Source organism: Undibacterium parvum, from assembly GCF_003955735.1.
GTDB classification, from domain to species: domain Bacteria; phylum Pseudomonadota; class Gammaproteobacteria; order Burkholderiales; family Burkholderiaceae_D; genus Undibacterium; species Undibacterium parvum.
In genome coordinates this window covers 1,784,771-1,809,522 of the sequence record NZ_CP034464.1, presented here as the reverse complement: position 1 = coordinate 1,809,522, position 24,752 = coordinate 1,784,771, and the positions used below count along the sequence as shown (strand labels likewise).

The window sequence follows — 24,752 nt, the reverse complement described above, 5'->3', positions numbered from 1 at the left end:
GCCAGCGATTAAAAGCGATGTTCGTCGACCAGATGTTTGTGAAAACTATATTTGCTGCCACCTTGCAAAACATCGACCAGTTTCTTGGGGTTGGCTGCCGAAATAAAAATATCGGCGACACCATCTTTGACCCGAAATTTTGTCGCTGGACTCAGGATGTTGTTCGCTTTTATCGTTAGATGACGGATTATTTTAGCTTTTTCGCTGCAAATCAAAAAATGCGTGTCTTTCCGAAAATTCGCCAAAGGGATGTTTAACCACCAACCCTCGTCGTTGACATAGCGCACCACATTCGAAAACTGGGTATTGCTCTCATTGAGCAGATTGCTACGCATAGATTCGTTGGCAATTTGTATGGCTTCGGCTTTATTCATCTTGTTCTTTTCTTAATGCATAGGTTGGCGACGTCTGTAAAGCTATTCAGGAGCGCCGATTCAAGCTGCCATTGTATAGGCAAGATCGCAAAACGCCCGTAAAAATGCCCCTAAAAACGCATTTCACTCCCTATATTTGCCGTGTGAGTGTAAACTACGCGCTATATATCCTGTCGCATCCTGCGATTTGAGCGAATCTGTGAGTGTCGCCATGTCTGAAACCAATCCCCTATTTACCGATCTTAATCTCAGCGAGCCGCTTATCCGCGCCCTGAAAGATGTCGGTTACGAATCCCCGTCGCCTATTCAAGCCGCCACTATTCCTGTCTTGCTGGAAAACCGTGACGTGCTCGGCCAAGCGCAAACCGGTACCGGTAAAACCGCTGCGTTTGCCCTGCCTATTCTGTCCCGCATAGATATCCGCCAGACTGCACCGCAAGCATTGGTGTTGGCTCCAACGCGTGAACTGGCGATCCAGGTCGCGGAAGCTTTCCAGACTTATGCCAAGCATATTCCTGGTTTCCACGTCTTGCCAATTTACGGTGGCCAGAGCTACGGTCCGCAATTGTCGGCCTTGCGCCGTGGCGTGCATGTGGTAGTCGGTACGCCGGGTCGCGTGATTGATCATCTGGACAAGGGGTCGCTGGATTTATCCAAGCTGAAAACCCTGGTGCTGGACGAAGCCGATGAAATGCTGCGTATGGGCTTTATCGATGACGTAGAACGCATCTTGAAAGACACGCCGGAAAACCGTCAGGTGGCCTTATTCTCGGCCACGATGCCGTCCGCCATCAAGCGCATCGCCCAGACTTATCTGAACAAGCCAGCCGAGATTACCGTTGCGGCCAAGACCGGTACTGCCGACAATATCCGTCAGCGTTACTGGTTGGTGTCCGGCATGCACAAGCTCGATGCCCTGACACGTATTCTGGAAGCAGAAACTTTTGACGGCATGATCATTTTTGCCCGCACCAAGTTGGGTACCGAAGAGCTGGCTGGCAAACTTTCGGCAAGAGGCTTCTCGGTAGCGGCGATTAACGGCGATATCCAGCAGCAACAGCGCGAGCGCACCATTCAGCAACTGAAAGACGGCAAGATCGATATTCTGGTCGCTACCGACGTCGCTGCCCGTGGTCTGGATGTGGAGCGCATCAGTCACGTGGTCAACTACGATGTACCGCATGATCCGGAAAGCTATACTCACCGTATCGGTCGTACCGGCCGTGCCGGTCGTAGCGGCGAAGCGATTTTGTTTATCACTCCGCGTGAAAAAAATCTGCTGAAAGCCATCGAACGCGCAACGCGTCAACCGATTTCCCCATTGGAATTGCCGTCTATACAAGCGGTGAATGACGTGCGTATCGCGCGCTTCAAGGATCAGATTACCGAGACTCTGGCGCAAGGCGAACTCGAGCAGTTCCTGGCGATCATTGAAGATTACGAGCGCGAAAAAAATGTCCCGGCGTTTGAAATTGCAGCGGCGCTGGCGAAAATGGCGCGTGGTTCCGAGCCTTTGCTGCTCGACAAAAACAAGCGTGAAGTAAAGAGCGACGATAGCTGGCGCGATGAGCAACCGGCACGCAATACCCGCACCGAGCGCGGCGATCGCCCTGCCCGTGGAGAGCGTAGCGACAGATTTGATCGTGGCGACCGCCCTGAGCGCGAAGAGCGCGGTCAACGTCGTGAGCATAGCCCACGCACGGCTGAGCCTGGTATGCGCACTTTCCGTATCGCGGTAGGGCATGAGCATGGTGTTAAGCCTGGCAATATCGTCGGCGCGATCGCCAACGAAGCCAATATCGACTCTAAGTTTATCGGTCGCATCGATATCTATGACGATTACACCGTGCTCGATTTGCCAGACAGTCTGCCACAAGACATGATGGAACATCTCAAATCGGTGCGGGTAGCTGGTCAGGCATTGAACATCCGTGCTGATGGCGCCAGCGGTTCTGCACCAGCGGCGAGTTTCAGCAAAGCACCTGCTGCTGCAGCGAGCAAGCTGACCAAGGTGGTCGAGCGTGCTGCTCGCTTCCCTGGCGAAGAAGAGGCACCGGCCAAGTCTGAGAAAAAACGCCTGGAAAATAAAGGCAAAGTGCAGATTCCTATGCTCAGTTACCGCATAGAAGTGGGCCGCGAGCACGCCGTTACACCGAGCAATATCGTCGGTGCGATTGCCAATGAAGCCGGTCTGGAAGCCAAGCATATCGGCAAGATCGCTATTTTTGACGACTACACCACGCTGGAACTGCCTGATGGCATGCCGCCTGAAGTACTAACACACCTGAAAGGCGTGTGGGTGGCGAATCGCCAACTGAAGATCAGCCCGGTCGCGGCAGGTAGCGTAAATACTGATAAACCAGCCAAGTTCTCCGCGCCCTCCGCTTTTGGCGAGAGAAAAGCCGGTGGCGATCGTCGCGTGCAAGAAAAATCGGCACCACATGCTAAAAAAGACGGCGTAAAACGTCCGTTCAAAGCAGATGGTGCAGGTAATAAACCACCTCGTAAGTAATTGCCAGCAAAGTCGAAGTCGGGCGGAAGTGCACTACAGCTTCCGTTATTAATAACTACCCGGCAGCGATTAAGTACATAAAAAAAGCCCCGTCTGCATAGACGGGGCTTTTTTCTTTGGCGGGATGTATTTTCAGCGCAGGCTAGTCTAACAATACATGCACCGCCAGGCGCTGATTATTTCTTGGCAGGATCAGCAGCAGGAGCTGAAGCTGGCGTTGCTGCGGTAGCCGAGGCTGGTGCCGCGACCGCTGGGGCTGCAGTGATCTCGATCTTGGCTTTAGCCTTCATGTCGTCGAGCATCTTCTTCATGTTTTGCTGCTGTACTTGCTGCGTCAGGCGTGGCTTGACTTGTTCCAGTGTAGGAATAGGATTAGCACGAGTGTCTTCCAACATGATCACGTGGTAACCGAATTGCGATTTGACTGGCTCTTCGGTGAACTTGTCTTTTTCCAGTTTGGCCACGGCAGCGCCAAATTCCGGCACCATGCCGCGTGGATCAAACCAGCCCAGATCGCCACCCTTGTCTTTAGATCCTGGATCTTTCGATTTTGCTTTAGCCAGTGCTTCAAAGGCCTTAGGATCTTTTTTCAGCTTGGCGATGATGTCTTTCGCATCGGCTTCTTTTTCTACCAAAATATGGCGCGCCTTGTACTGATTGCCAGCCGCTTGTGCCTTGATCTTGTCGTACTCGGCCGTCAACATCTCATCGGTAACGGTGTTGGTTTTCATGTAGTCTTGTACATAAGCGTCTGCCAAGACCGATTGCTTGATCATTTCTAATTGATCGGCAACGTCTGGTGTTTTATCCAGACCTTTTTTAGCCGCTTCTTGCGCCACGATCAATTGCATGGCCAGATTGTCGATAATCATTTTGCGAGATTCAGCATTGTCTGGCATGCCTTGACTGGCTTGCTGTTTCAAGATCATCTCAACTTGTTTCTGGCTAATCGCTGTACCGTTCACGGTAGCGGCAACCGCAGCAGGGCTGGTACTCGCACCGGCAGCAGCAGTTTTATCGGCGTCTTTAGAATTACAGGCACTTAAGGCCAACAGCGCAACAGCACTAGTCAGTACGACGCGGGACTTGATCAACATCTTTATCTTCCTTTATGGGTGAGCTATTTGGTTTGCAGGGCGCAACACTCTACGCACTTGCAGCTTGAATGAAAAACGACAGCGAATTCTACTCGCGATTGAGATAAATTACACAAAACTCACTTTTTGTTACGGATTTTTTGATTTTTACGCTGCTAAGGCGAGTGCGGTCGCCGCTGGTTGGCAGTATCCGCGTCCCCAGCACCCAGTTGAAACAGATTTTTTATAGGCATGCTCCAGAGCGCATATTCCATGCGCCCTGCAGGCTGGCATGGCCGCAGACCCGCATGGAATATGCGCGAGCGGGCAGGCACTATTGAGAATTGAATGCTTGCGCGCATAAAAAAAGCACCTACAAGAGGTGCTTATAAAAGCTAGCCCTGCGCTCTGAGCAGGACTAGCGGATACCAGCTATGGTAAAACTGCGCTTAGGACTAGATTAAGAGTGATAAGCAGATTCGCCGTGGCTAGTGATGTCCAGACCTTCACGCTCTTCATCTTCAGGGACGCGCAGGCCAACTACCAGATCAACCAATTTGAAGGCAACGATGGAGACTAGCGCCGACCACAAGATGGTGGTGCCGACTGCAGTTGCCTGTACTGTGACTTGATCGATGATGGAGTAAGGATCCGCCGACATTTTGTTGGTCACGTAATCCATGATCCCTTGACCACCCAATTTTGGTGCAGCAAATACACCAGTCAACAAGGCACCTAAAATACCACCGACGCCATGCACACCGAATACATCCAGAGAATCATCGGCACCGAGTAAGCGCTTCAAACCATTCACACCCCACAGGCAAACGATACCAGCCAGCAATCCGATTACCAAGGCACCCATAGGGCCAACAAAACCGCAGGCTGGAGTGATCGCTACCAGGCCAGCAACCGCACCGGAAGCACCACCCAACATGGAGGGCTTACCTTTCGACATCCACTCGCCAAACACCCAAGATACTGTGGCAGCGGCAGTGGCTAACAAGGTATTGATGAAAGCCAGACCTGCGATATCACCCGCTTCGAGTGCCGAACCGGCATTGAAACCGAACCAGCCCACCCACAACAGGGACGCGCCTATCATAGTCATCGTCAGTGAGTGCGGTGCCATTGCTTCTTTACCGTAGCCAACCCGTTTGCCGATCAGGAAAGCACCCACCAAACCGGCTACCGCCGCATTGATATGAACCACGGTACCGCCGGCGAAATCGAGAGCACCTTTTTGGAACAAGAAGCCGGCTTTGGCTGTTTCTGTGGCTAAGGTTGCTGCATCTTTAATTGCATCTGGGCCAGTCCAGAACCAGACCATATGGGCAATTGGTAAATAACTGAAAGTGAACCACAAGACCACGAACAACAAGACCGCAGTGAACTTAGCACGCTCAGCGAAAGCACCGATGATCAGACCGCAAGTAATCGCTGCGAAAGTTGCCTGGAAGGCGACATAGACAAACTCAGGGATGACCACACCTTTGCTGAATGTAGCAGCAGTCGAGAAGCTGGCGGTAGCCGGATTCCAGATGCCTTGCAAAAACAGACGGTCAAACGAGCCTATGAATCTTCCACCTTCGGTGAAAGCCAGGGAGTACCCATATACACACCACAATACGATGATCACAGCAAAAATCATGAACACTTGCATCAGGATAGACAGCATGTTTTTAGAGCGTACCAGGCCGCCGTAGAACAAGGCCAGGCCTGGGATAGTCATCAAAATCACCAACAAGGTCGAGACCATCATCCAGGCTGTATCGCCCTTGTTTGGCACGGCTGCCGGAGTCGCGACGGCCGATGCGGCGCTGGCCTCAACGGCTGGTGCACTGGTGACGACTGGAGTTGCTGCAACTTCTGCAGCAGCAGAGGCTGGTGCCGAGACCGCAGATGCTACTACTGCCGAAGCGGCAGCGACTTCATCGGCCGCCATGGCAGAAGAAAATACGCTGGCAGACAGTAGCAAAGCGCTGGCAGCAAGCAGGTGTGTAAATAGTTTTTTCATGGATGTCCCCTGTGGCCGATTAGAGCGCGTCGTTGCCGGTTTCACCGGTACGGATACGCACTACTTGTTCTAGTGAATAGACGAAAATTTTACCGTCACCAATTTTGCCGGTGCGGGCTGCGGTTTCTATCGCCTCGATTGCGCGGTCTACGATGCTATCGTCGACCGCTGCTTCGATCTTGGTCTTAGGTAAAAAATCGACCACGTATTCGGCACCACGATACAGTTCGGTGTGTCCTTTTTGACGGCCGAAACCTTTTACTTCGGTCACGGTGATGCCCTGTACACCAATCGCTGACAGTGCTTCACGCACTTCATCGAGCTTAAAGGGTTTGATAATTGCGGTAATTAGTTTCATGGTTGGCTCGAAGTTTAGAATGTTTTAACTGCGGACAAAACGACAGCGGTTTTGCCTGTGAATTTATTGTCTGGCGCTGGCGTAACATACAATTTTTCATTGGCATTGGTACCGATTACGGCCAGACCAAAATTCACACCGAAAAATTCTTTATTCACGCCGACTTTCCAGTCGTCATAGGCAACTGCACTATTATTTTTCACAGATTGATGACCGTAGTGCAGACCCAAGGTGTAACCCGGGGCGACTTCAAAATTGGCACCCAGATCAAGGTAGCCACTGTTTTTGCTGTTATCAAAGCCAAACAGATTCGTCACGCCGTGCGAGTATTTGATATACGCTGGGCCATAACCAACTTGGCCGTAGATTTCGGTGGTATTGGCATCAACCGCTAAGCCATTGGATGGGTAAACATAGGAAAGTACACCGACATCGTAAGACACACCTGGAACGATTTCGCCTTTTTTACCGCCATACACGTCCACTTCAAGATTGCCACTACCACCGGCATCTTTGATCCATTTAATGCTAGACAACCAAGTACCGGCATAAAAGCCACTAGGATTGTGGGTGTAATCCGCACCACCTTGCACGGCTGGTTCCAGACGGGATTGTGAGATGCCGCGATAGCGGTAGTCACTAACGGCACCAAGATTGAAACTAAATTCATTGTCACGCTTAGCCTCTTCGGCATACGCCAGACTGCCAGTGAAAGCTGCTGCAACTGCGGCACAGAGTAGTAGTTTTTTCATTGCGTTCCCTCTTTTGGTTGTATAACAAATGGAAAGATTTTCTTGCTTTTGATTTTGTATAAGCAGAACTCGTGCCAAGTATTGAAAACATACAAAAAATACGCGGATATGCTGCTCGTTTCCCAGTGTAGAGAGGGTGGCGAAGTGTATAAAAGACCTAGTACTTGAGCTGCGATACGCTATGATAAGCATCAAGCTGACTCAAAATAATAGTAAAATATTATTTAAAACATCTAGACTCTGTAATCCCGCACCAAGTTAAAGCGTTACATCTGAGCTGCTGTAAAAGTTACGCACCAAAAATGTGCAAATGACGAGTAAAAACCACTTTATAAGGAATACCATGGATAAGCAAAATTTCTTTTCTGACATGCAAGCTAAAATCAATCAGGCCCTGGAAAACTCTCCGGCAAAAGACATAGAAAAAAATGTCAAGGCCATGATGAGCCAAGGTTTTTCCAAGCTCGATTTGGTGACGCGTGAAGAATTTGATATACAGGCGCAGGTATTGGCCAAGACTAGGGCCAAGCTAGAAGAACTGGAAGCGCGCGTGGCCCAATTAGAAGCTAAATAAGCAGTAAGCCCACGCCTCGGCCATGGCACTCGCCGTACTCAAAAGCCGCGCCCTCAGTGGTATGGACGCCCCTGAAGTCACGGTAGAAGTGCATCTGGCCAATGGCTTACCCAGTTTTACTATCGTTGGTTTGCCCGAGACTGAAGTCAAAGAATCTAAAGACCGGGTGAGGGCGGCCTTACAAAATGCGCGCTTCGATTTTCCCGCGCAACGCATCACCGTCAACTTAGCGCCGGCCGATTTACCGAAAGAATCGGGGCGCTTTGATTTACCTATTGCGCTAGGGATTTTGGCGGCATCTGGGCAAATCCCCGCTGACTGTTTAGATCAATACGAATTTGCCGGTGAGTTATCTTTATCGGGCGAATTACGGCCGGTGCGCGGTGCGCTGGCGATGACTTTTGCAATTTGCAAAGGCGCGGAAAATAGCGGCCAGACAGCACGGGCATTTATTTTACCCAGAGCTAGCGCGGCTGAGGCAGCGCTGGTCGCGGAGGCGCTTATTTATCCCGCCGATTCACTGCTGCAAGTTTGCGCCCACTTCGCCGCTAGCGATCCAGAAACAAGGCTGAGCCGGCATCAGCTGAGTCATGTCGCAGTTCGCCAGAGCTATCCCGATTTTTCTGACGTGAAGGGGCAGGCACAAGCAAAGCGCGCGCTGGAAGTGGCAGCGGCAGGTGGTCATAGTCTGATTTTAGTCGGACCGCCAGGCACCGGGAAATCCATGCTGGCAGCGCGCTTCCCCGGAATTTTGCCCAGCATGACGGATCAGGAAGCCCTGGAATCAGCGGCCGTGCAATCTCTGAGTGGCGGTTTTTCTATCGATAAATGGAAGCTTAGACCCTACCGCGCGCCGCACCATACTGCCTCCGGAGTTGCTTTAGTTGGTGGTGGTGGCACGCCACGTCCTGGTGAAATTTCACTGGCGCACCGGGGCGTATTATTTCTCGATGAACTACCCGAGTTCGATCGCAAGGTGCTGGAAGTCTTGCGTGAACCTTTAGAGTCTGGCCACATCACGATTTCACGTGCGGCTAAACAAGCCGATTTTCCGGCTAGATTTCAACTGATAGCTGCCATGAATCCCTGCCCTTGTGGCTATCTCGGTCACAGCAATGGTAAATGTCACTGCACACCGGACATGGTGGCGCGCTACCAAAATAGAATTTCCGGACCCTTGTTAGACCGCATCGACATGCAAATCCATGTCGGTGCTTTGCCGCATGCCGATTTGCTCAAGCTAGCCGATGGCGAAACCAGTAGTCGCATACAGCTCAGGGTGGAGCAAGCCTTTGCGCGTCAATTAGCGCGTCAGGGTAAAGCCAATAATCTGCTCAGCACCAAAGAATTAGACCGCTATTGCCAGCCCGACGCGGCTGGCGAGCAATTATTGCGCACCGCCATGCAGAAATTGAATTGGTCAGCGCGCGCCTATCATAGAGTTTTAAAAGTGGCGCGCAGCATTGCGGATCTGGCAGACATGCCACAAATCAATCAAAGCCATGTCGCCGAGGCAATCCAGTATAGACGCGCCTTATTGGGGCAGTAGTGGCCAAATAAGTGGTACTGGCTCTGTGTAATCACCTGGTGCTGATCAAACAGAGGTGAACACATCGTGAAATGTAATATTTCGCCCAAAATGCACGAAAATATTTCAACGAGTAACCGATTACTATAAATCAAAAGCGCAGCGTTTTCAGCTATTTACCAAATACCCCACACCCTTAATTGCTTTTGTTGTTGCATATCTGTTGTTATTTGGAATTGGCTTGATTTGGCAAGTCAGGCGACTACACTAATCCCATGCATGGTGCATCCTCCTTCGGATTATTCACTGTTACTGTGCATCTCTAAGCTGCGCTAATACTACTTAAGTGTTCTGTTTAAGATGAGGGCAAAACCCTTATTAGAGTGTGCAATCCATTGTTAAAAAGTGTGCAATCGGTGTTTGCATGTTTCCTGAGAGTTACAATAGAAAAACATTTTTTTGGAGAAACTATGAAAGTGCAACCTTTACTGGCGATGCTCGCCCTTCCTTTCGCCATCTCTTCGGCTTACGCAGAAGATATTAGTAGTGCGCCTACCATTAGCATTAGCGGCTTTGGTACTGCTGCGTATACGTTTAGCGATACCGATGACGCCGAATTTGTGCGCCCTAACCAACTCAATGGCGTCAAGAAAAAACCTAAAGCGGGTCCAGATTCTAATTTCGGGATACAAGCCACTGCCAAATTTAACGACATGTTTTCTGTGACTGGCCAAGGTCTGGTGCGCAAACTGGTGGTTGATGAATTTGTCGGCGAAATTGCCTGGGCTTTCGCCAAAGCCAAGTTTTCGGATGAGTGGAGTGTACGTGCTGGTCGTATCGGTCTGCCGGTGTATATGATTTCTGATTATCGCAATGTCGGTTATGCCAACACCATGTTACGTCCGCCGGTAGAGATGTACAGCCAAGTCCCCTTAGAAAGCGTTGATGGCCTCGACGTGGTCTACCAGAAATCATTTGGCGATACCGCGATTACCGCCCAATTTGCCGTCGGCCAAACTTCGGTAAAGAGTAAATCTCAATACACTGTTGATGCAACTAAATTGACTAGTATTCATTTAGTTGCAGAAAATGGACCCTTCACACTACGCTTTGGTCGCACCGATACTACCTTGAATATTGAAGATTCGGCCTCCGTCAATGCTGTCGTTGGCGGTTTGCGTAAATTTGCAGCCAACCCTGCGCTGGACACGGCATTTGGCTTGAACGCCGCCGCCAATAGTCTGGAAGTAAAAGATACCCACGGTTCATTTACCTCACTAGGCTTAGGGGTAGATTGGAAGAATTTCATCGTCCAGGCGGAGTACGGCAAACGCGACACCGATAGCCTGTCTGTCTCAGATACCAGCTCCTGGTACACCATGTTTGGTTATCGTATAGGTAAATTCTTACCCTACTTTACTCACGCTTCGGTCAAACAAGATAGTGCTAGAACGATAGCTAGCCTGCCAACGACGGGTCCTCTACCATTGCCACCCGCATTGCAAGCGCAACTACTAGGACTTAGTGCAGGCGCAAATGCCTTGACATCACAAGCGCCAATCCAAACTAGCAATAGCATAGGTCTGCGTTGGGACTTCTATAAATCGGCGGCACTCAAGATACAAATGGACAGGTTCTCGCCAGAACAAGGTCCAGGCAATTTTGTCAATGCCAAGTCGACTTTCAAGGGTCCTGTGAATGTGTATGCGGTTGCTATCGATTTCGTATTTTAAGGAGGCCGAGATGAAAAAAATAACTCAAGCAATTTTATTGGCCGTCGCCCTTGCTGCCAGCGCACTTCCTGTGATGGCTGAAGTGGTCATCGTAGTCAACCCCAAAAACGCTGCACCATCCATGACTTCGGAGCAGGCGTCGCAATTTTTTCTGGGAAAATCTTCGTCCATGACGCCGATAGACCAGTCTGAAGGTTCGGCAATCCGCTCTGAATTTTACAAAAAACTGGCCGACAAAGAAGCATCGCAAGTCAAGGCAATTTGGTCTAAACTCGTATTTACAGGCAAGGGTACTTTACCGAAAGAGTATGGATCTAGCGCTGAGGTTAAAAAAGCCATCGCCTCAGATCAGAATGCAATCGGATATATAGAGAAATCGGCAGTCGATGCCAGTGTCAAAGTGGTCGCGACCCTGCCTTAAACGGTAGGCCAAGCTTCAGTAGTGCACAGCGGGAGGGCGAACGCCCTTCCTGCTGGCTTCTAAAAACAGTCTGATAGGGATAAATAATGAGCATCAAACGAAGAATATGGGCATTACCTGTAATTTCCACGGTGATTTTTGGCGTAGGACTGGCAGTGAGCGTGTATTTTTCCACGACAGCGATTACCTCTATCAAGACCACCGAAAGTATCGATTATCCGGTGCTGGATAAGTCCAAAACTTTGCAAAATGATGTACAGGGTTTTGTCGACGCGCTCAAACAAGCGGTCGGTGAAGGCGATAAAAAAGCCATAGATACCATCGCCGAGAACGCCAAAAAAGTACATGAAAAGTTTAAAAAGCTCGGTGAAGTACCTGGGCAGCAAGCCTTGGCAGAGCGTCTGGCCAAAGAATTTGATGCCTATTATGCGCCGGCTTTAACGGTAGCAAAAATCATGATGGGCACCGAGCAAGGCGATCCGCAAGCGGCCATCGCGCAAATGCAGAGCACCCTCAAGCTACTCGAAACCGATTTAGCCAAGACCGTCGAGGCCGCCCAGAAGCAGTTTGCAGCCGGCGTGGATAGCAGCGGTAATAATGTACGCAATGTTTTATACACCGCCATCTTGGTGGCCCTAATCGTGACCTTGGCACTGGGTATAGTTTCATTTTTTGTGGTGCGCACCATCTGGCAGCAATTGGGTGGCGAGCCTGAATATGCCAGAGAAATTGCGGCAGCGGTTGCCGCTGGCGACTTGAGCATGCAGATAGAAATGGACGACAAAGACGATAAAAGCCTGTTGGCAGCGCTCAGAGAAATGCAAGACAGACTCAAAAATATGGTCTCGGATATTAAAATTTCAGCCGAAACCATCAAGGTTGCCAGTGGTGAAATTGCCTCCGGCAATTCTGATCTGTCGTCCCGTACTGAATCACAAGCGAGCAGCCTGGAAGAAACCGCCAGTTCCATGGAAGGCCTGACCGACACGGTTAAACAAAATGCCGACAACGCACGACAAGCCAGCAAGTTGGTAGAAACTGCCTCGAATGTCGCGGTCAAGGGTGGTGAAGTGGTGAGCCAGGTGGTGGCAACCATGACCGACATTAATCAGTCTTCGAAGAAAATTGTCGACATTATTAGCGTCATTGATGGCATCGCTTTCCAAACCAATATTCTGGCCTTGAATGCTGCGGTGGAAGCGGCCCGTGCTGGTGAGCAAGGCCGTGGTTTTGCGGTGGTGGCATCGGAAGTGCGTAACCTGGCGCAGCGTAGTGCGGCAGCGGCGAAAGAGATTAAAACCCTGATCGGTGATTCTGTCGATAAGGTGCATGCCGGATCGCAATTGGTCGATCAAGCTGGACAAACCATGGATGAGATCGTGGCATCGGTAAAACGCGTCAGCGATATCATGAATGAAATCACTTCGGCCAGCCAAGAGCAAAGCGCGGGCATACAAGAAATCAGCATGGCGATAGGCCAGATGGACGAGATGACGCAGCAAAACTCGGCACTGGTCGAGCAAGCCGCAGCTGCGGCAGAATCGCTGGAAGAGCAAGCCGATCACCTGACCCAATCTTTGGAAGTCTTTAAACTCTCAACGGCGGGTGGCTCCATGCAAGCGCCAGCGTCAGTGCGGAGAGCCGCGGCTAGCCCGCAAGTGAAACAGCCAGCGAACAAACCGGCAGCATTAAAAATTGCTGCGCGGCCAGCACCTGCCAAAAAAGCGGCTGGGGCAGTGAGCGAAGATTGGGAAGAGTTTTAAACTAGGTTTTAGCACTGCGTTTTACTATACTCCCCTCATATTTTTTATAAATCAGGCTTTCGCGCGTAATCTATGCGGCTGCAAAAATATACTGAGGTGGAGTATCACATTTATATGCAGTCGCTTAAGGCGTCAAATAAGCCTCGGCCAGCCTAACCCAATAGGTGGCGCCGATAGGCAGTAAATCATCGTTGAAATCATAACTAGGATTATGCAAATTGCAGGGTCCTAGGCCATGCCCGAAGTCACGATGTTCACCCTCTCCATTACCGATAAATACATAGCATCCCGGCTTGGCTTGCAACATGAAGGCAAAGTCTTCCGCGCCCATGGTAGGCTCAACCTGTACATCGACATGGTTTATGCCTACGATGCTTTGCATGACTTGCGCGGCAAAGGCAGTTTGATCGGCATGATTGAGCAAAGGCGGGTAATTGCGTTTGAAATTAAACTCTACCTTGGCATCGAAGGCGGCCGCTGTGTGTACTGCCACCGCTTGCATGCGCTGCTCTAGTAAATCGATGATTTCGCTGGTAAAGCCGCGCACGGTACCGATCAGCGTGGCCTGATCAGGGATCACATTGGTGGCGCTGCCCGAGTGTATTTGGGTAATTGAGAGCACGGCGGATTCTAGCGGGCTGGTATTGCGACTGATAATGGTTTGCCAGCTTTGCGCAATTTGCACCGCCACCATGATAGGGTCAACGCTCTTATGCGGTTGCGCGGCGTGCGAGCCCTTACCACTCACCACCACCTCAAACTCATTCGAAGAGGCCATCATAGGCCCGACTCTGACGCCAAAACTACCGACCGCCGCCCCTGGCCAATTGTGCATGCCATACACTGCGTCCATAGGACAGAGATCAAACAAGCCCTCGTCTATCATGCGTTTGGCACCGCCGCCGCCTTCTTCGGCCGGCTGAAAAATCAGATACACGGTACCGTCGAAATTTTTATGCTGGGATAGATAATGTGCCGCTCCCAGCAACATCGCGGTATGCCCATCATGGCCGCAGGCGTGCATCTTGCCATCGTGGCGCGAGGTATGCGCAAAGCTATTGATCTCTTGCATAGGCAGGGCATCCATGTCGGCGCGCAAACCGATCGCCTTGCTACTCGTGCCGTGTTTGATCACTCCCACAATGCCAGTGCCGGCCAGGCCACGCACAATAGGAATGCCCCATTCTTGCAATTTGGCCGCCACCACGCCGGAAGTGCGATGCTCTTCAAAGCAGAGTTCAGGATGGGCGTGAATATCGCGTCGGATTTGCTGTAACTCGGCATGAAATGCCAGTATGGGATCGATTAATTGCATGTCTCTCTCGGTGGCTTTTTTGGAGTTTTTAGCTGCGTGGAGGAAGTTTACTGTATTTTTGCAAGATTAACAGCAGAGCAAGGTATTGCGCTTATGCCCGGCAACATAGAGATATTAATATGTATGATGACTGGTATACAAAAAATGAAGAAGATTTATTTGCTGCACTGCGATATAGTTCTCCTGTCTCCTCCAACACCTCCTAAGGTTTGGATTTCAGCCCGCACATTATGCGGGCTTTTTTTTGCCCATTTTTTCTATGTAAAAAAGCTGCACTCTGGATTAGACGAAAAACCCGCTGCATTTGAGAAAGCGCTATTCATAAATCGCATGATTGATATATAGAAATAACTATTTGCGAATTTGACGCAGTGCAGTATAGTTCTCCTGTCTCCTCCAACACCGCTAAGGTTTGGATTTCAGCCCGCAAACTATGCGGGCTTTTTTTTGCCTAAAAATTTCCTCGCAATTGGTTCTGGCCAGATTGCACTATGGTGGCGGGCAACAATTCGCTGTGCTTGCGCGAATTTGATATTCACATTTCACATGTCCGGTATTCAAACAATAAAGCAGACAAATAACTACGCCTACTATAAAGTTCTACCTGTCTCCTCCAAAACCTCCTAAGGTTTGGATTTAGCCCGCAGCCTCTGGTTCGCGGGCATTTTTTTGCCTACAGTTTAAGGTGCCTTGGCGCTCAAATAATATTTCCTTTTTTCTGTCACAAATCGGCAAGCTGCTACGTCTCATCAGATCAGCTTCAACTTAGGAATAATTTGTGACTACTCGTCTCGCCGTCTTCACCGGTAATACCGCCCGTCTGTATGGTATCGCCTATCGTATGCTGGGTTCGCGCGCAGAAGCTGACGACATATTGCAAATAGCCTATTTGCGCTGGCACGCCCTAAGCATCGAGCAAATCGATCAGTTGCAAAGTCCACAGGCATGGCTGGTCACTGTGGTGAGCCGACTCTGCATAGATCGCTTGCGCTCGCTCAAAGTGGAGCGGGAAGCGTATATAGGGCCCTGGCTGGCAGAGCCGTTGATCGAGCTAGAGTTGCGCACACCCGAATTATTGGCAGAATTCAGTGATGAGGTCTCATTGGCCTTTATGCATTTACTCGAAAGATTGTCAGTCGAAGAGCGCGCTGCTTATTTATTGCATCAGATTTTCGAGGTGGAATATGTTGAACTGGCCAATTTATTGGGAAAAACCCAAGCGAGCTGTCGACAATTACTGCATCGCGCCAAGCAAAGACTGGCGCAAGCACAAACCCGTTTTTCTGTCAGCCGGGAGCAACACACTCGCCTGTTGCAGGAATTTAGCGAGGCTGCCAGCAGCGGTAATTATCTGGCTTTAAAGGCGTTATTTAACGAACAAGCGAGTTTGACTGGAGATAGCGGTGGCAAGGTGGTTTCTGTCAATCGCGTCTTGCATGGCGCGGCTAGAATCGCCAGGCTGTACCACGTGGTGGCGCGACGCTTCGGCGCGCGCATGCATTTTGAGATGGCCAGGATTAACGGTGAAGTTGGCTTATTGCGCTATCTAGACGGTCAGCTCGATGCTGTGATCTGTATCGCGACGGATGGCGAGAAAATTCTGCATTTGTATACCGTACGTAATCCGGATAAATTGCAAACATCTTAATTTCCGAGGCTATTTGTTGGGTGTCGGTCACAAACACTCAGGCTATAACGTCTTGGCTAGGTAGCTCCGATTATCCATTTAAGGAAACTTCTATGTCAGCACAACGTATTGAGTATGCCAGCCTCGCCCCTAAAGCCTATCAAGCCATGTACGGCGTCAATTTAGCTTTGCAAGAATCGAGTCTGGATCCGCTCCTAATTGATTTGGTGTTTTTACGGGTTTCACAAATCAACGGCTGCGCCTTTTGCATAGATAAACATGCGCATGATTTGTTGCGCCTGGGTGAAGACTTTCAGCGTGTGAATAATTTATCGAGCTGGCGCGACACCAGTTTTTTTTCGGCGCGCGAACAAGCGGCTCTGGCTTGGGCCGAAGCGGTCACCGATATCATCAAAAATCATGCGCCTGAACCCTTGTTCATGGCATTGAAAGAAAACTTCAATGAGCAAGAGATCGCCGAATTGGGGTTTGTGATTGCCCTCATGAATGGCTGGAACCGGATTGCGATCAGCTTCCAACAAAGCGTTGCGCCTAGACCGCGCGCAGCCCTGGCAATCTAACTAGACTCACTATACTCCCCTTAGTATATTTTCATTGCGCACTCAATTCGTGCGCGATAGGCCGATATTGTCAGGTATTTATGGGGAGTATAGGTAATTGGCGAAAAAATGCAGGTGTGCTAGCGCCCCAAAAGCCCAGGCAAGGGGCATCCATGAGTCGGCGATGTCAGCGTGTAAGCTAAGTAATCGGTGCCATGTAGGCTAGCGTTTACTCATCTATATACACATACAGCGCGGCGCACAAAGCAGTGCCTAGCAGATATAAAAGGCGGGTGTCACTGCCTATCAGGTAGGGGTAAAACATTAAAGCTACACCCAGCCATTTGCAGCGTGGACGCTGGTTTTTTTTGCCATAGCGATAGGCGACAAAACCGACCATGCCAAATAGTAGCGAACCCAGAATATAGCTAGTGCTGGGCAGCATCGTCCACAATAAGCCGAGTAATTGTTGTTCTTCCATTAAAGTAGGCTTTCTTAGCGTATCGGCAAAGCGAAAGGAAGCCAAATAATACTTGATTGATAGCGGGACAGCGGCGCTTTCAGCGCCTATCGGCTAAATCTGATTTAGGCAGTTTGCCGAGTACCTGCGCTTACCAAGGACGACGACGGTAGCAGATGACTACGCTCTGCCACTACGTCATACCAATATACGGCCGGGCTTTGTTGGCGTTCCAGCGCGCTTAACTGCTCCCAGCTTTGTTCGCAGACGAGCGCTAGCTGATCGGCGCTACCGCTGTGCAGCCAGTTCTGTGCCAAAGAGACCAAGGATGCTTGATTTAAATTTCCCAGCCAAAATCTTTGGCTGACATCATGCGTCAGCGGTACCAGCATGCCATCGGCTTGTACCACCAGCACTGGTGCTACAGCTGTCAAACGCGTCACCGGTCGTTGCGGCACCAGATGACTGCGATACGACTGCACTTGTTGCCAGCTCAGCGCATCGACATGCACCGCCACTCCCAGTTCCTGGCCAAGGCGGGCCGCCTCCGCTAGACCGACAAACAACTCTTGCGCATCGGGTCGGGCATCGGCCAAGTTGTCGATCGCGCGTCCAGATAAGGTTAATGGATGAATTTGTACGCTACGCGCACCTTGTTCGGCCGCCAATTTCACAATAAATTCCAAACTATCGACATTGTATTGCGTCAGGGTAAAGATGAAGCCGAAGGGCACCCCTGAGGCGCGGATTACCGCCAAATTATTCAGGGTCTTAGCGTAAGCACCGTGCTGAGCGCGGATGGCGTCATGCTCCTGAGGATTGCCGTCGATAGAGATCGCAACCAGATCCAGCATGGGGCTAATTGTTGCCCAGCGCTCGGTCGTGGCCAGCATGCCGTTGCTGGTTATGCTGGTCAGCATACCGAGTGCGCGCGCCTGCTCTAATAAGCCGCTTAACTGTGGATACAAGAGTGGCTCCCCGCCCGACACCGCGAGCTGGCGGTAGCCTAGTTGCGCAGCGTCCCGCAGGCAAGCGCGCAGCATAGAAATATCGAGCTGCTGCCTGAGCCCGGGGCCGGACGAGGTATAGCAATGCGCACACGCCAGATTACACAAGCGTGTAGGATGCACTTGCAGCACCGGTGCCACACCGGTCGGGCTATTGCAACTGCCGGCTATGAAGTCCGGTGCTGAGTGAGCAAGTGAGTCCACAGCAGAATGCGCCATTGTATTTGTCACAGGATTTAGTGACCCAAACCTAATTCACGATTGAGTTGCCCAGGCAGATTTAAATCTTCACGCAGACCGACTCTGGTCACACCAAAATCAAGCTCCATGCGTACCAGATCAGGAAATGGGGTGCCGTCTATAATGATGCGCGGTGGACGCATTTCACCGCCGTGAATATGATGCCATTTGAACCAAAACAAAATATCGTTACCGCAGCGTGGCACATCATCCCCCGAATAACTAAGGGATAATTGCACGCCCGTTGCATCACTACCGCCTATCACTTTGGCAGCCAGTACCTGGGCCGGGGATTCATCGAGTGCCTTGGCTATTTCACGCACGGACTCTTCGCTCAATGTGCGGTTTTTCCAGGCGCTGAGGAGCTTTTCAGAACCCCGTAATTTTTGAGTTGTCATCATATACCTCGTATATAAAATTGGAAAATAAGCTGCAGCGCGAGGCATGCTAGCGAAGTCAATTTAGGACATGAGAATAATAATGCCAATAAATTAATTAAATACAAATGTCGTTTTGCATAGATTTGTTGTTGTTTGTGCATGGAAACAAGAAAATCTGACATTCTCAAATTTTGCCTAATCTCAGTTCCTGAACTAAGCGCTGTAACAGCGTGCTTGCTAAGCATCAGGCTAATGCGGGATACTCGCAGTGGTAGCACATGTTTCGTCAAAATAAAAAACTTGAATGCACCCACACTCGCACTCGCACTCACACTTCGCTGCATTGCTTAAGCACGCCCTTGGTCCGCGCATGCTGAGCGCGCGTATCTGCTTTGCTCTGTTGCTTGCTGGCTTAGCTTGGTCTTGCTGCGTGCCCGCCGATGCAGTGGAAACGGAGCTTCCTACACGTTTTATCATGGGTGCCAATACCGAGGCCACCTCACTACACGGTTCCTGGAACAGAAGAATATTTACCGAAGCTTTCCGCCGTTTAGGCATCGCTTTAGAGGTAAGAGTTGCCCCCTTAAAGCGTTTAGAATTATTGATGAGCAAAGGGGAAATCGACGGCGAGATGAGCCGTGCGCCCGCCTATGGATTGCAGCACCCGGAACTCTTACAAGTCGATGTTGTATTCGCGCAAGTGGTGTTTTCTTTGTACGGACTTAAGAGCATACCGGGCGTGAGCCAACTAGAGGATTTGCGTAATACCAATTACCAGGGAATTTATCGGCGCGGCGTGCTGCTGTGCGAGAAGGAGCTCACGCCCCTACTGCCAGCCCGGCAACTCACTGCCACAAACTCTGCGCTACAAGGTGTTGCTATGCTCAAGCTCGGGCATGGCGACTTTTTTTGCGATGTTAGTTCGTCTCTGGAGAACGAACAATACTCTCAGGACTTTGCCAAATTTATAGATTTAAAAAAGCTGTTTGACATCAGCAGCCCGGTGCCACTCAATCCCTATCTGGCACACAAACATCTGGCGCTACTGCCACGCTTGAGCGCGACTCTCAAACAGATGGAGAAAGAGGGCTTGATCGCAAAATATAGGCAGGAGGCAGAAGCGCAAATGCATCAGTTGTATAGTTTGCCCGCTGCCGACAAAAAATAATAGAGCCATGCAAGCAACGCACAAGAACCTATTTGATGTCATCGTCATCGGTAGTGGACCCGGTGGTGCCACGGTCGCCAGAGAAATGGCGCGCCAGGGTCAACGCGTCTTAATATTAGAGCGGGGTAGCAATGCGCCTTTAACCGGTAAGCTCAGTCAAATGGCGGCCATCGCAGCGATACCTGGGCGTGGCGCTTACTTTAATCGGGATGCCTCTTTGCTGGTACAAGGCGTCACCGCCGGTGGCAGTTCAGCGATTAATTTTGCCACCGCGATGGCGCCGCCGCTGCCCTTGTTTGATGCCTATGGGGTCGATCTGCGGGCAGCATTGAGCGCGCTGCAATCCGAGCTACCGCTAGCTCCTTTGCCTGATAATTTATTGGGCCCGGCCGCGCAGCAATTGTTGCAGGCGGCTCGTAGCCTAGGCCACAATTGGCAAAAGCTCGATAAGATGATTTATCCCTCCTTGTGTCGCACTGGTTGTTGGCGTTGCGTGTATGGCTGCCCGTATGGGGCCAAATGGAGTGCCAGAAATTTTTTAGAGCAAGCCATCGCAGACGGTGCAGAGATGTTGACGGGCGCTACCGTGAGGAAAATTTTGCAGCAAGATAGTACTGCGGTCGGGGTCGAATATCAACATGAGGGGCGCTTGCAACGTGTGTATGCCGGACGTATCGTGTTGGCCGCTGGCGGTATCGCTAGCCCGCAATTGCTGCATGCCTCCGGCTTACTTGCCGCGGGTGCTAGCCATTTCAGCGATCCGGTGGTGGCGGTGATGGGCAGCCTGCAAGGTTTGCACGCGGGTGCCGAGGTGCCGATGGCGGCCGGCATGCACTTGCCAGAAGCAGGCATCATGCTGGCCGATATGAGTTTGCCGCGCCCCATGTATCAAGCCTTTGCGATGCAGGTCGGGCGTTTTGACCGTCTATTGGCACATCAAAAAACCTTGACGCTGATGGTGAAAATTCGCGATCAGATCGGTGGCAGTATAGGGACGCGTTGGGTGAACAAATCTTTACAGGCGGAAGACCAGCAAAAGCTCAGGCATGGGGTCGCATTGGCAAACACAATATTGCGGCAAGCGGGCGCGACACAGATTTTCAAGAGCTGGCATTTTGCCGCCCATCCCGGTGGCAGTATCCGTATCGGTGCAGGCGTCGACAGTGATCTACAAAGTTCGACCAAAAATCTATTTGTCTGCGATGCCTCGGTGATTCCGACAGCCTGGGGCTTACCGCCGACCTTGACCCTGTTGTGTCTGGGCAAACGTCTGGCGGATCATCTCGCCAGCGCCTGAACGCCTGCGTTTAAAAATCGTACACGCAGCTAGCATGCGGTCGCTGGCAGCAAATGCCGCCAGCAGGCGCAGCGCGCTTGCGCCCTAGTTTTTTGATTTGCCGCTACGGCTTAGGCCAGCATAAACAAGGCCACGCAACTGGCAACACCGCCACCCCAAATCAGAGTACGCACAGTGCCGATATTCATCAGATAGGCGACCACATACAGTACCCGCAAGACCACAAAAATCATCGCCCAATTATCGATACGCGCCTGTTCAGCATGCGCCTGCTGCGCCACTAACACCGCGGCAATAAACATAGGTAGCGCTTCAAACCCATTATTCTGAGCCGCGCTGGCTCTTTGCTGCCAGCCACTTAAACCCTTGGCCCACTCGCGCGGATTACTATTGTCATAGCGGCCCGCATTCGCGGCCAGCTTGGCCGAACTGGCCTTGGCTAAACCCACAGTCAGTACTGGCAGCGTGCAAGCCGCCAAGAGACACCAATTTGCTATCGTCATTTGATCCTCGTTTAGGGAGAGTTAAGGGGTGCTAGCTCAAGCTAGGTCGGGCTAAAAGTATGCATTGCCGCTGGCAGATCATAAGCCTATTTGGTATCAAGCCGCTAGCGAGCCCTGCCACTAAACTGCGCACTGCAAACAAAAAACCACGCGACTGGAAAAATCTTGAAAAACAATTTGCGATTCAGTTGTCAACCAGACGCAAAGCGATCGCGTTCTTGGCATACGTAGATAGTCTACGAAAACTCAAAATTAAAGAACAGGATTAAACATGAACAAGCTGATCGCCACTCTCGTTGCCGCTACCTTCGCCATGGGTACAGCTTTCGCACAAAGCCCTGCCACGCCAGCGAAAGCGGCCGCCACAGCGAGCCCGGCAGTGACAGCGCCTGCAGCAGTTGCCAGTAAAACCGTAACAGCAACGCCAGCCATCACAACTGCCGCTGCTAGCCCTGCCGCAGAAGTAAAAACTGCCACGGTCGCAAACAAAGAGGCAGCAAAAACGGCATCCAGTGCACATAAAAAATCCAGCAAAAGTAGTCAAACGGCCAAGGCAAAAAGCCCAGCAAAAACAGCTGAGATGAAGGCCACTGCAGCCGCCACTCCAGTGAAATAATCTAGCTATAAAAATTCTTAAGATGCGTTGATGACAGCTGCCTTTTCCAAGACTGGAATAGCATCTGTTACATCAAAAGAGAATAGAAAATCGATCTGAAACAGGTCGATTTTTTTATGCTCTTTTTGTTGAGAAACCAAAGCTATGCGCAATCTAGATGCGCCTGCTGGCGGCATTTCGTGCTGCGAGGCGCATGCAGATTGGGTATGCGTTTTTGAAAACGCAAAAATGAGTAAGCCCCGACTGGCGGGGCAAGTTACTCAGCTAGCTGTTGTTGATGATAAGTTGCTTGCGCTTAGTGATGTGCTTAGTGATGTCTATCCCAATAACCTTCTCTGAAGCGCCAGGAATGGCCATCGTGATCCCATTGATGCGGTACCCATATATAACCGTGACGTGGTGCTTCCCAATGCCCGGGGTGCCAGATATGACGACCACTTTCCCAGTACCAGGCACCTCCTAGCCAGACATGGCCGGAGTATGGCGCCACGCCTATCACTTCTATTTGCGGTGCTGGTGGTGCGACTTGTACGTAGGAATAATTTTGAGAATAGCGATCATGATACGCAGGTCGCGGTGCCACCACAGTACAGCCACTGACCAGCGCCAATAAGGCCAGCCCTGCCGTCAATTTAGAAACTTTCTGCATTTCTTGCCTCGTCTCAATAGCTCTGAAAATTCAGATCTTTATCCTCAGTTAACGTCGAAGAAATAGTATGGGTTGACGCTGTTTTTTGACGACGAAGCTATCAAAACGTCGGCATGCCGTTTCTCAGCGGCTAAGAATTGCTAGTGCGGGGGAGGGTGACTGAGTAGCGTATAGGTTTATCTCTGTACCCGCGACATTTGCATGATCCAATTGGTTTCCCAACTCAAGCCTTCATCGCTAGAGAAAGCCTGTTGCCAGCGGGCGCTGTTGGGGCTGATATCTGACCAGGTATAGCGCACCAGGATGGCTTTGCCATCAAATTGATCAGGGCCTAGAAAGCTGCCTATGCCATTTTGAAACTGCCCGACCACGGGCGCTGCCAACATGCCGGTACTGGCCTCAATGCCGCCATTTTTATTATTCAACCAGTAGATGCTCCACATAGCGGTTTCTGGATTGTAGATGCGTAAAGACATGCCGATAAAACCGGGGCGCCAGTCTAGCGGAGTAAATTCATCGTAGTTGCCTATGCCGGCCGGTAGTTTTTGCGCATGTTGGATTGCCATAAAGCTTTCCCACTGATCCGACCCGCTCAAAGGCTGAAGTAATTTCTTGTTCTCAATTGACCAGTGTCCCATAAAAAAATCGAAATCCTGCGCGCCCTTTGATGGGCTTGTGATATTGCTTGCTAAGGCGGTCTCTGTGTTAAGTGTTGTCATAGTTTTGTGCTCTGAGCTGGTAAATGAAAATGTAGGCTTAGCCAGGGAGTCAAGAGATCGCCAGGCTAGAATTTCAGTATAGGTGTCAATTAGGACAGTTTTTGACCTAATTTGATCAAACTAGCTTTGATTTTGTATATCATGGGCACATGGCAAATCCCACTACCCGCGTGCTGGCGCTACTCGAACTTTTGCAAGCGCATGGATTGATGAGCGGCACAGAACTGGCGCGCCGACTTGCAGTCGATCCGCGCAGCATACGTCGTTACATACTCAGCTTGGAGAGTCTGGGCATACCGGTGCAGACCCAGCGTGGGCGTGATGGCGGTTATCACCTGATGCAAGGGTTTAAATTACCGCCCATGATGTTCAGCAATGAGGAGGCGGTCGCACTGGCTTTAGGTTTAGTCAGTGCCCGCAGCGTAGGCTGGGTTAGCGCGAGCGCCAGTGCGCTCGCTAAACTAGAGCGTGTGATGCCAGCAACTGTGCGCTCGAACTTGCGGGCAGTTGCCGAAAACCTTGCCTTGGAACTTCCTACTGGCAAGCCAGTCAGCCAGGTCAGCCCCGAGATTTTGAGTCTGCTCAGCAGCGCGATACAGCAGCAACAAAGTCTGCGCCTGAGCTACCATTCGGGACAGCAAGTAAGCAGCACGCGCAGCATAGACGCGTATGGTCTGGCGTACTTAAATGCGCACTGGTATGTGGTGGCTTATTGTCATTTGCGGCTAGGCCTGCGTAGTTTCCGGCTAGATCGCATCAGCGCCTTAGAACTGCTACCAGCTAGCTTTGGCAAACCGCTCAACTTTGACACCATGGCCTACCTAAACACCGCCATCGCAAGCCTGCCACGGACGCATAGCATTAAAGTTGTACTGCATACCGACTTGGCACACGCGCTTGCCGAGATTTTTAGTAGCTTGGGAGTGTTGGAGGTAGTCGATGATGGCATCCTTATGCATAGTCAGGCCGATGATTTGGTGTGGATGGCAAGAGAATTGGCCAGACTACCGTTTTCTTTTACGATACTGGAACCACCAGCACTAGGCGCCGCCTTGGCACTTCATGCTGCTGAACTACTGAAATTGGCTTGCCTTAAAAGTTAA

General features: G+C 50.8%; 26 protein-coding genes. 13 read left to right on the top strand and 13 right to left on the bottom strand.

Going from position 1 to position 24,752, the window contains the following annotated elements:
• Positions 1-8 precede the first annotated feature (8 nt).
• Positions 9-374 carry a hypothetical protein gene (locus EJN92_RS07815; RefSeq protein ID WP_126127300.1) on the bottom strand — a complete coding sequence of 122 codons (366 nt, stop codon included), beginning with the start codon at positions 372-374 and terminating at the stop codon, positions 9-11.
• A gap of 211 nt (positions 375-585) precedes the next feature.
• Between EJN92_RS07815 and EJN92_RS07810 the strand changes: the two genes are divergently transcribed.
• Complete coding sequence (locus EJN92_RS07810; protein ID WP_126127299.1) at positions 586-2,886, top strand: DEAD/DEAH box helicase; 2,301 nt, start codon at positions 586-588, stop codon at positions 2,884-2,886.
• A gap of 176 nt (positions 2,887-3,062) precedes the next feature.
• Here EJN92_RS07810 and EJN92_RS07805 read toward each other — a convergent pair whose 3' ends face one another.
• From EJN92_RS07805 to EJN92_RS07790, 4 genes are all read right to left on the bottom strand, one after another.
• Positions 3,063-3,983 (bottom strand): foldase protein PrsA, encoded by a 921-nt coding sequence (locus tag EJN92_RS07805; RefSeq protein WP_126127298.1) that lies wholly within the window; start codon positions 3,981-3,983, stop codon positions 3,063-3,065.
• A gap of 439 nt (positions 3,984-4,422) precedes the next feature.
• Positions 4,423-5,979: an ammonium transporter gene (locus EJN92_RS07800; protein WP_126127297.1), complete on the bottom strand. Its 1,557-nt coding sequence runs from the start codon at positions 5,977-5,979 to the stop codon at positions 4,423-4,425.
• Positions 5,980-5,998: 19 nt separating this feature from the next.
• Positions 5,999-6,337 carry a P-II family nitrogen regulator gene (locus tag EJN92_RS07795; RefSeq protein WP_126127296.1) on the bottom strand — a complete coding sequence of 113 codons (339 nt, stop codon included), beginning with the start codon at positions 6,335-6,337 and terminating at the stop codon, positions 5,999-6,001.
• A 14-nt stretch (positions 6,338-6,351) separates the two neighbouring features.
• Positions 6,352-7,089 (bottom strand): TorF family putative porin, encoded by a 738-nt coding sequence (locus EJN92_RS07790; RefSeq protein WP_126127295.1) that lies wholly within the window; start codon positions 7,087-7,089, stop codon positions 6,352-6,354.
• 343 nt (positions 7,090-7,432) lie between these two features.
• On the opposite strand from EJN92_RS07790, the gene EJN92_RS07785 reads away from it, so the two are divergent.
• The 5 genes from EJN92_RS07785 (at position 7,433) to EJN92_RS07765 (ending at position 13,108) form a co-directional block, all read left to right on the top strand.
• Positions 7,433-7,663, top strand: a complete 231-nt coding sequence (locus EJN92_RS07785) for an accessory factor UbiK family protein (RefSeq protein WP_126127294.1) — start codon at positions 7,433-7,435, stop codon at positions 7,661-7,663.
• Positions 7,664-7,685: 22 nt separating this feature from the next.
• Positions 7,686-9,212 (top strand): YifB family Mg chelatase-like AAA ATPase, encoded by a 1,527-nt coding sequence (locus EJN92_RS07780; RefSeq protein ID WP_126127293.1) that lies wholly within the window; start codon positions 7,686-7,688, stop codon positions 9,210-9,212.
• 449 nt (positions 9,213-9,661) lie between these two features.
• The gene (locus tag EJN92_RS07775) at positions 9,662-10,924 is read left to right on the top strand and encodes a hypothetical protein (protein ID WP_126127292.1); all 1,263 of its coding nucleotides are present in this window, start codon (positions 9,662-9,664) and stop codon (positions 10,922-10,924) included.
• Between the two features lie 10 nt (positions 10,925-10,934).
• Positions 10,935-11,345 (top strand): type 2 periplasmic-binding domain-containing protein, encoded by a 411-nt coding sequence (locus EJN92_RS07770; RefSeq protein WP_126127291.1) that lies wholly within the window; start codon positions 10,935-10,937, stop codon positions 11,343-11,345.
• Positions 11,346-11,431: 86 nt separating this feature from the next.
• On the top strand, positions 11,432-13,108 hold the full coding sequence (locus EJN92_RS07765; RefSeq protein WP_126127290.1) for a methyl-accepting chemotaxis protein: 1,677 nt from the start codon (positions 11,432-11,434) through the stop codon (positions 13,106-13,108).
• A gap of 124 nt (positions 13,109-13,232) precedes the next feature.
• Here EJN92_RS07765 and EJN92_RS07760 read toward each other — a convergent pair whose 3' ends face one another.
• Positions 13,233-14,423 (bottom strand): M20 aminoacylase family protein, encoded by a 1,191-nt coding sequence (locus EJN92_RS07760; protein ID WP_126127289.1) that lies wholly within the window; start codon positions 14,421-14,423, stop codon positions 13,233-13,235.
• Between EJN92_RS07760 and EJN92_RS07755 the strand changes: the two genes are divergently transcribed.
• The 3 genes from EJN92_RS07755 to EJN92_RS07745 all read left to right on the top strand — a co-directional run bounded on the left by EJN92_RS07755 (position 14,418) and on the right by EJN92_RS07745 (position 16,631).
• A complete protein-coding gene (locus tag EJN92_RS07755; protein ID WP_126127288.1) occupies positions 14,418-14,768 on the top strand; it encodes a hypothetical protein in 351 nt (116 codons plus the stop codon). The two genes, EJN92_RS07760 and EJN92_RS07755, sit on opposite strands and share 6 nt — an antisense overlap.
• A 433-nt stretch (positions 14,769-15,201) precedes the next feature.
• A complete protein-coding gene (sigJ, locus tag EJN92_RS07750; protein ID WP_126127287.1) occupies positions 15,202-16,071 on the top strand; it encodes an RNA polymerase sigma factor SigJ in 870 nt (289 codons plus the stop codon).
• A 92-nt stretch (positions 16,072-16,163) separates the two neighbouring features.
• Positions 16,164-16,631, top strand: a complete 468-nt coding sequence (locus tag EJN92_RS07745; protein WP_126127286.1) for a carboxymuconolactone decarboxylase family protein — start codon at positions 16,164-16,166, stop codon at positions 16,629-16,631.
• A 208-nt stretch (positions 16,632-16,839) separates the two neighbouring features.
• Here EJN92_RS07745 and EJN92_RS07740 read toward each other — a convergent pair whose 3' ends face one another.
• From EJN92_RS07740 to EJN92_RS07730, 3 genes are all read right to left on the bottom strand, one after another.
• A complete protein-coding gene (locus EJN92_RS07740; RefSeq protein ID WP_126127285.1) occupies positions 16,840-17,091 on the bottom strand; it encodes a hypothetical protein in 252 nt (83 codons plus the stop codon).
• A gap of 104 nt (positions 17,092-17,195) precedes the next feature.
• Entirely contained in the window at positions 17,196-18,296 is a 1,101-nt protein-coding gene (locus tag EJN92_RS07735; protein WP_170174887.1) for a radical SAM protein, read from the bottom strand.
• 17 nt (positions 18,297-18,313) lie between these two features.
• The gene (locus EJN92_RS07730) at positions 18,314-18,715 is read right to left on the bottom strand and encodes a hypothetical protein (RefSeq protein ID WP_126127283.1); all 402 of its coding nucleotides are present in this window, start codon (positions 18,713-18,715) and stop codon (positions 18,314-18,316) included.
• A gap of 325 nt (positions 18,716-19,040) precedes the next feature.
• Here EJN92_RS07730 and EJN92_RS07725 point away from each other — a divergent pair, with 325 nt between their 5' ends.
• Complete coding sequence (locus EJN92_RS07725; RefSeq protein ID WP_126127282.1) at positions 19,041-19,865, top strand: hypothetical protein; 825 nt, start codon at positions 19,041-19,043, stop codon at positions 19,863-19,865.
• 7 nt (positions 19,866-19,872) lie between these two features.
• Positions 19,873-21,162: a GMC family oxidoreductase N-terminal domain-containing protein gene (locus EJN92_RS07720; protein WP_126127281.1), complete on the top strand. Its 1,290-nt coding sequence runs from the start codon at positions 19,873-19,875 to the stop codon at positions 21,160-21,162.
• A 110-nt stretch (positions 21,163-21,272) separates the two neighbouring features.
• Here the strand turns inward: EJN92_RS07720 and EJN92_RS07715 are convergent, their stop codons facing one another.
• Entirely contained in the window at positions 21,273-21,665 is a 393-nt protein-coding gene (locus tag EJN92_RS07715; RefSeq protein WP_126127280.1) for an MAPEG family protein, read from the bottom strand.
• Between the two features lie 271 nt (positions 21,666-21,936).
• Between EJN92_RS07715 and EJN92_RS07710 the strand changes: the two genes are divergently transcribed.
• Entirely contained in the window at positions 21,937-22,281 is a 345-nt protein-coding gene (locus EJN92_RS07710; protein ID WP_126127279.1) for a hypothetical protein, read from the top strand.
• A gap of 17 nt (positions 22,282-22,298) precedes the next feature.
• Here EJN92_RS07710 and EJN92_RS21425 read toward each other — a convergent pair whose 3' ends face one another.
• The 3 genes from EJN92_RS21425 to EJN92_RS07700 form a co-directional block, all read right to left on the bottom strand.
• Complete coding sequence (locus tag EJN92_RS21425; RefSeq protein ID WP_157984325.1) at positions 22,299-22,457, bottom strand: hypothetical protein; 159 nt, start codon at positions 22,455-22,457, stop codon at positions 22,299-22,301.
• A gap of 131 nt (positions 22,458-22,588) precedes the next feature.
• The gene (locus tag EJN92_RS07705; RefSeq protein ID WP_126127278.1) at positions 22,589-22,930 is read right to left on the bottom strand and encodes a YXWGXW repeat-containing protein; all 342 of its coding nucleotides are present in this window, start codon (positions 22,928-22,930) and stop codon (positions 22,589-22,591) included.
• A gap of 176 nt (positions 22,931-23,106) precedes the next feature.
• On the bottom strand, positions 23,107-23,496 hold the full coding sequence (locus EJN92_RS07700) for a hypothetical protein (protein WP_227869756.1): 390 nt from the start codon (positions 23,494-23,496) through the stop codon (positions 23,107-23,109).
• Between the two features lie 302 nt (positions 23,497-23,798).
• Here EJN92_RS07700 and EJN92_RS07695 point away from each other — a divergent pair, with 302 nt between their 5' ends.
• Complete coding sequence (locus EJN92_RS07695; protein ID WP_126127276.1) at positions 23,799-24,752, top strand: helix-turn-helix transcriptional regulator; 954 nt, start codon at positions 23,799-23,801, stop codon at positions 24,750-24,752.

Bases quoted from the DNA above. Each gene is read 5' to 3' on its own strand.
- EJN92_RS07700 (WP_227869756.1), bottom strand. From the start codon at position 23,496: ATGGCAATCCAACATGCGCAAAAACTACCGGCCGGCATAGGCAACTAC.
- EJN92_RS07815 (WP_126127300.1), bottom strand. From the start codon at position 374: ATGAATAAAGCCGAAGCCATACAAATTGCCAACGAATCTATGCGTAGC.
- EJN92_RS07775 (WP_126127292.1), top strand. From the start codon at position 9,662: ATGAAAGTGCAACCTTTACTGGCGATGCTCGCCCTTCCTTTCGCCATC.
- EJN92_RS07810 (WP_126127299.1), top strand. From the start codon at position 586: ATGTCTGAAACCAATCCCCTATTTACCGATCTTAATCTCAGCGAGCCG.
- EJN92_RS07730 (WP_126127283.1), bottom strand. From the start codon at position 18,715: ATGACAACTCAAAAATTACGGGGTTCTGAAAAGCTCCTCAGCGCCTGG.
- EJN92_RS07745 (WP_126127286.1), top strand. From the start codon at position 16,164: ATGTCAGCACAACGTATTGAGTATGCCAGCCTCGCCCCTAAAGCCTAT.
- EJN92_RS07735 (WP_170174887.1), bottom strand. From the start codon at position 18,296: ATGGCGCATTCTGCTGTGGACTCACTTGCTCACTCAGCACCGGACTTC.
- EJN92_RS07705 (WP_126127278.1), bottom strand. From the start codon at position 22,930: ATGCAGAAAGTTTCTAAATTGACGGCAGGGCTGGCCTTATTGGCGCTG.
- EJN92_RS07795 (WP_126127296.1), bottom strand. From the start codon at position 6,337: ATGAAACTAATTACCGCAATTATCAAACCCTTTAAGCTCGATGAAGTG.
- EJN92_RS07740 (WP_126127285.1), bottom strand. From the start codon at position 17,091: ATGGAAGAACAACAATTACTCGGCTTATTGTGGACGATGCTGCCCAGC.
- EJN92_RS07720 (WP_126127281.1), top strand. From the start codon at position 19,873: ATGCAAGCAACGCACAAGAACCTATTTGATGTCATCGTCATCGGTAGT.
- EJN92_RS07760 (WP_126127289.1), bottom strand. From the start codon at position 14,423: ATGCAATTAATCGATCCCATACTGGCATTTCATGCCGAGTTACAGCAA.
- EJN92_RS07780 (WP_126127293.1), top strand. From the start codon at position 7,686: ATGGCACTCGCCGTACTCAAAAGCCGCGCCCTCAGTGGTATGGACGCC.
- EJN92_RS07765 (WP_126127290.1), top strand. From the start codon at position 11,432: ATGAGCATCAAACGAAGAATATGGGCATTACCTGTAATTTCCACGGTG.
- EJN92_RS07805 (WP_126127298.1), bottom strand. From the start codon at position 3,983: ATGTTGATCAAGTCCCGCGTCGTACTGACTAGTGCTGTTGCGCTGTTG.
- EJN92_RS21425 (WP_157984325.1), bottom strand. From the start codon at position 22,457: ATGCCGCCAGCAGGCGCATCTAGATTGCGCATAGCTTTGGTTTCTCAA.
- EJN92_RS07785 (WP_126127294.1), top strand. From the start codon at position 7,433: ATGGATAAGCAAAATTTCTTTTCTGACATGCAAGCTAAAATCAATCAG.
- EJN92_RS07715 (WP_126127280.1), bottom strand. From the start codon at position 21,665: ATGACGATAGCAAATTGGTGTCTCTTGGCGGCTTGCACGCTGCCAGTA.
- EJN92_RS07695 (WP_126127276.1), top strand. From the start codon at position 23,799: ATGGCAAATCCCACTACCCGCGTGCTGGCGCTACTCGAACTTTTGCAA.
- EJN92_RS07710 (WP_126127279.1), top strand. From the start codon at position 21,937: ATGAACAAGCTGATCGCCACTCTCGTTGCCGCTACCTTCGCCATGGGT.
- EJN92_RS07800 (WP_126127297.1), bottom strand. From the start codon at position 5,979: ATGAAAAAACTATTTACACACCTGCTTGCTGCCAGCGCTTTGCTACTG.
- EJN92_RS07770 (WP_126127291.1), top strand. From the start codon at position 10,935: ATGAAAAAAATAACTCAAGCAATTTTATTGGCCGTCGCCCTTGCTGCC.
- EJN92_RS07790 (WP_126127295.1), bottom strand. From the start codon at position 7,089: ATGAAAAAACTACTACTCTGTGCCGCAGTTGCAGCAGCTTTCACTGGC.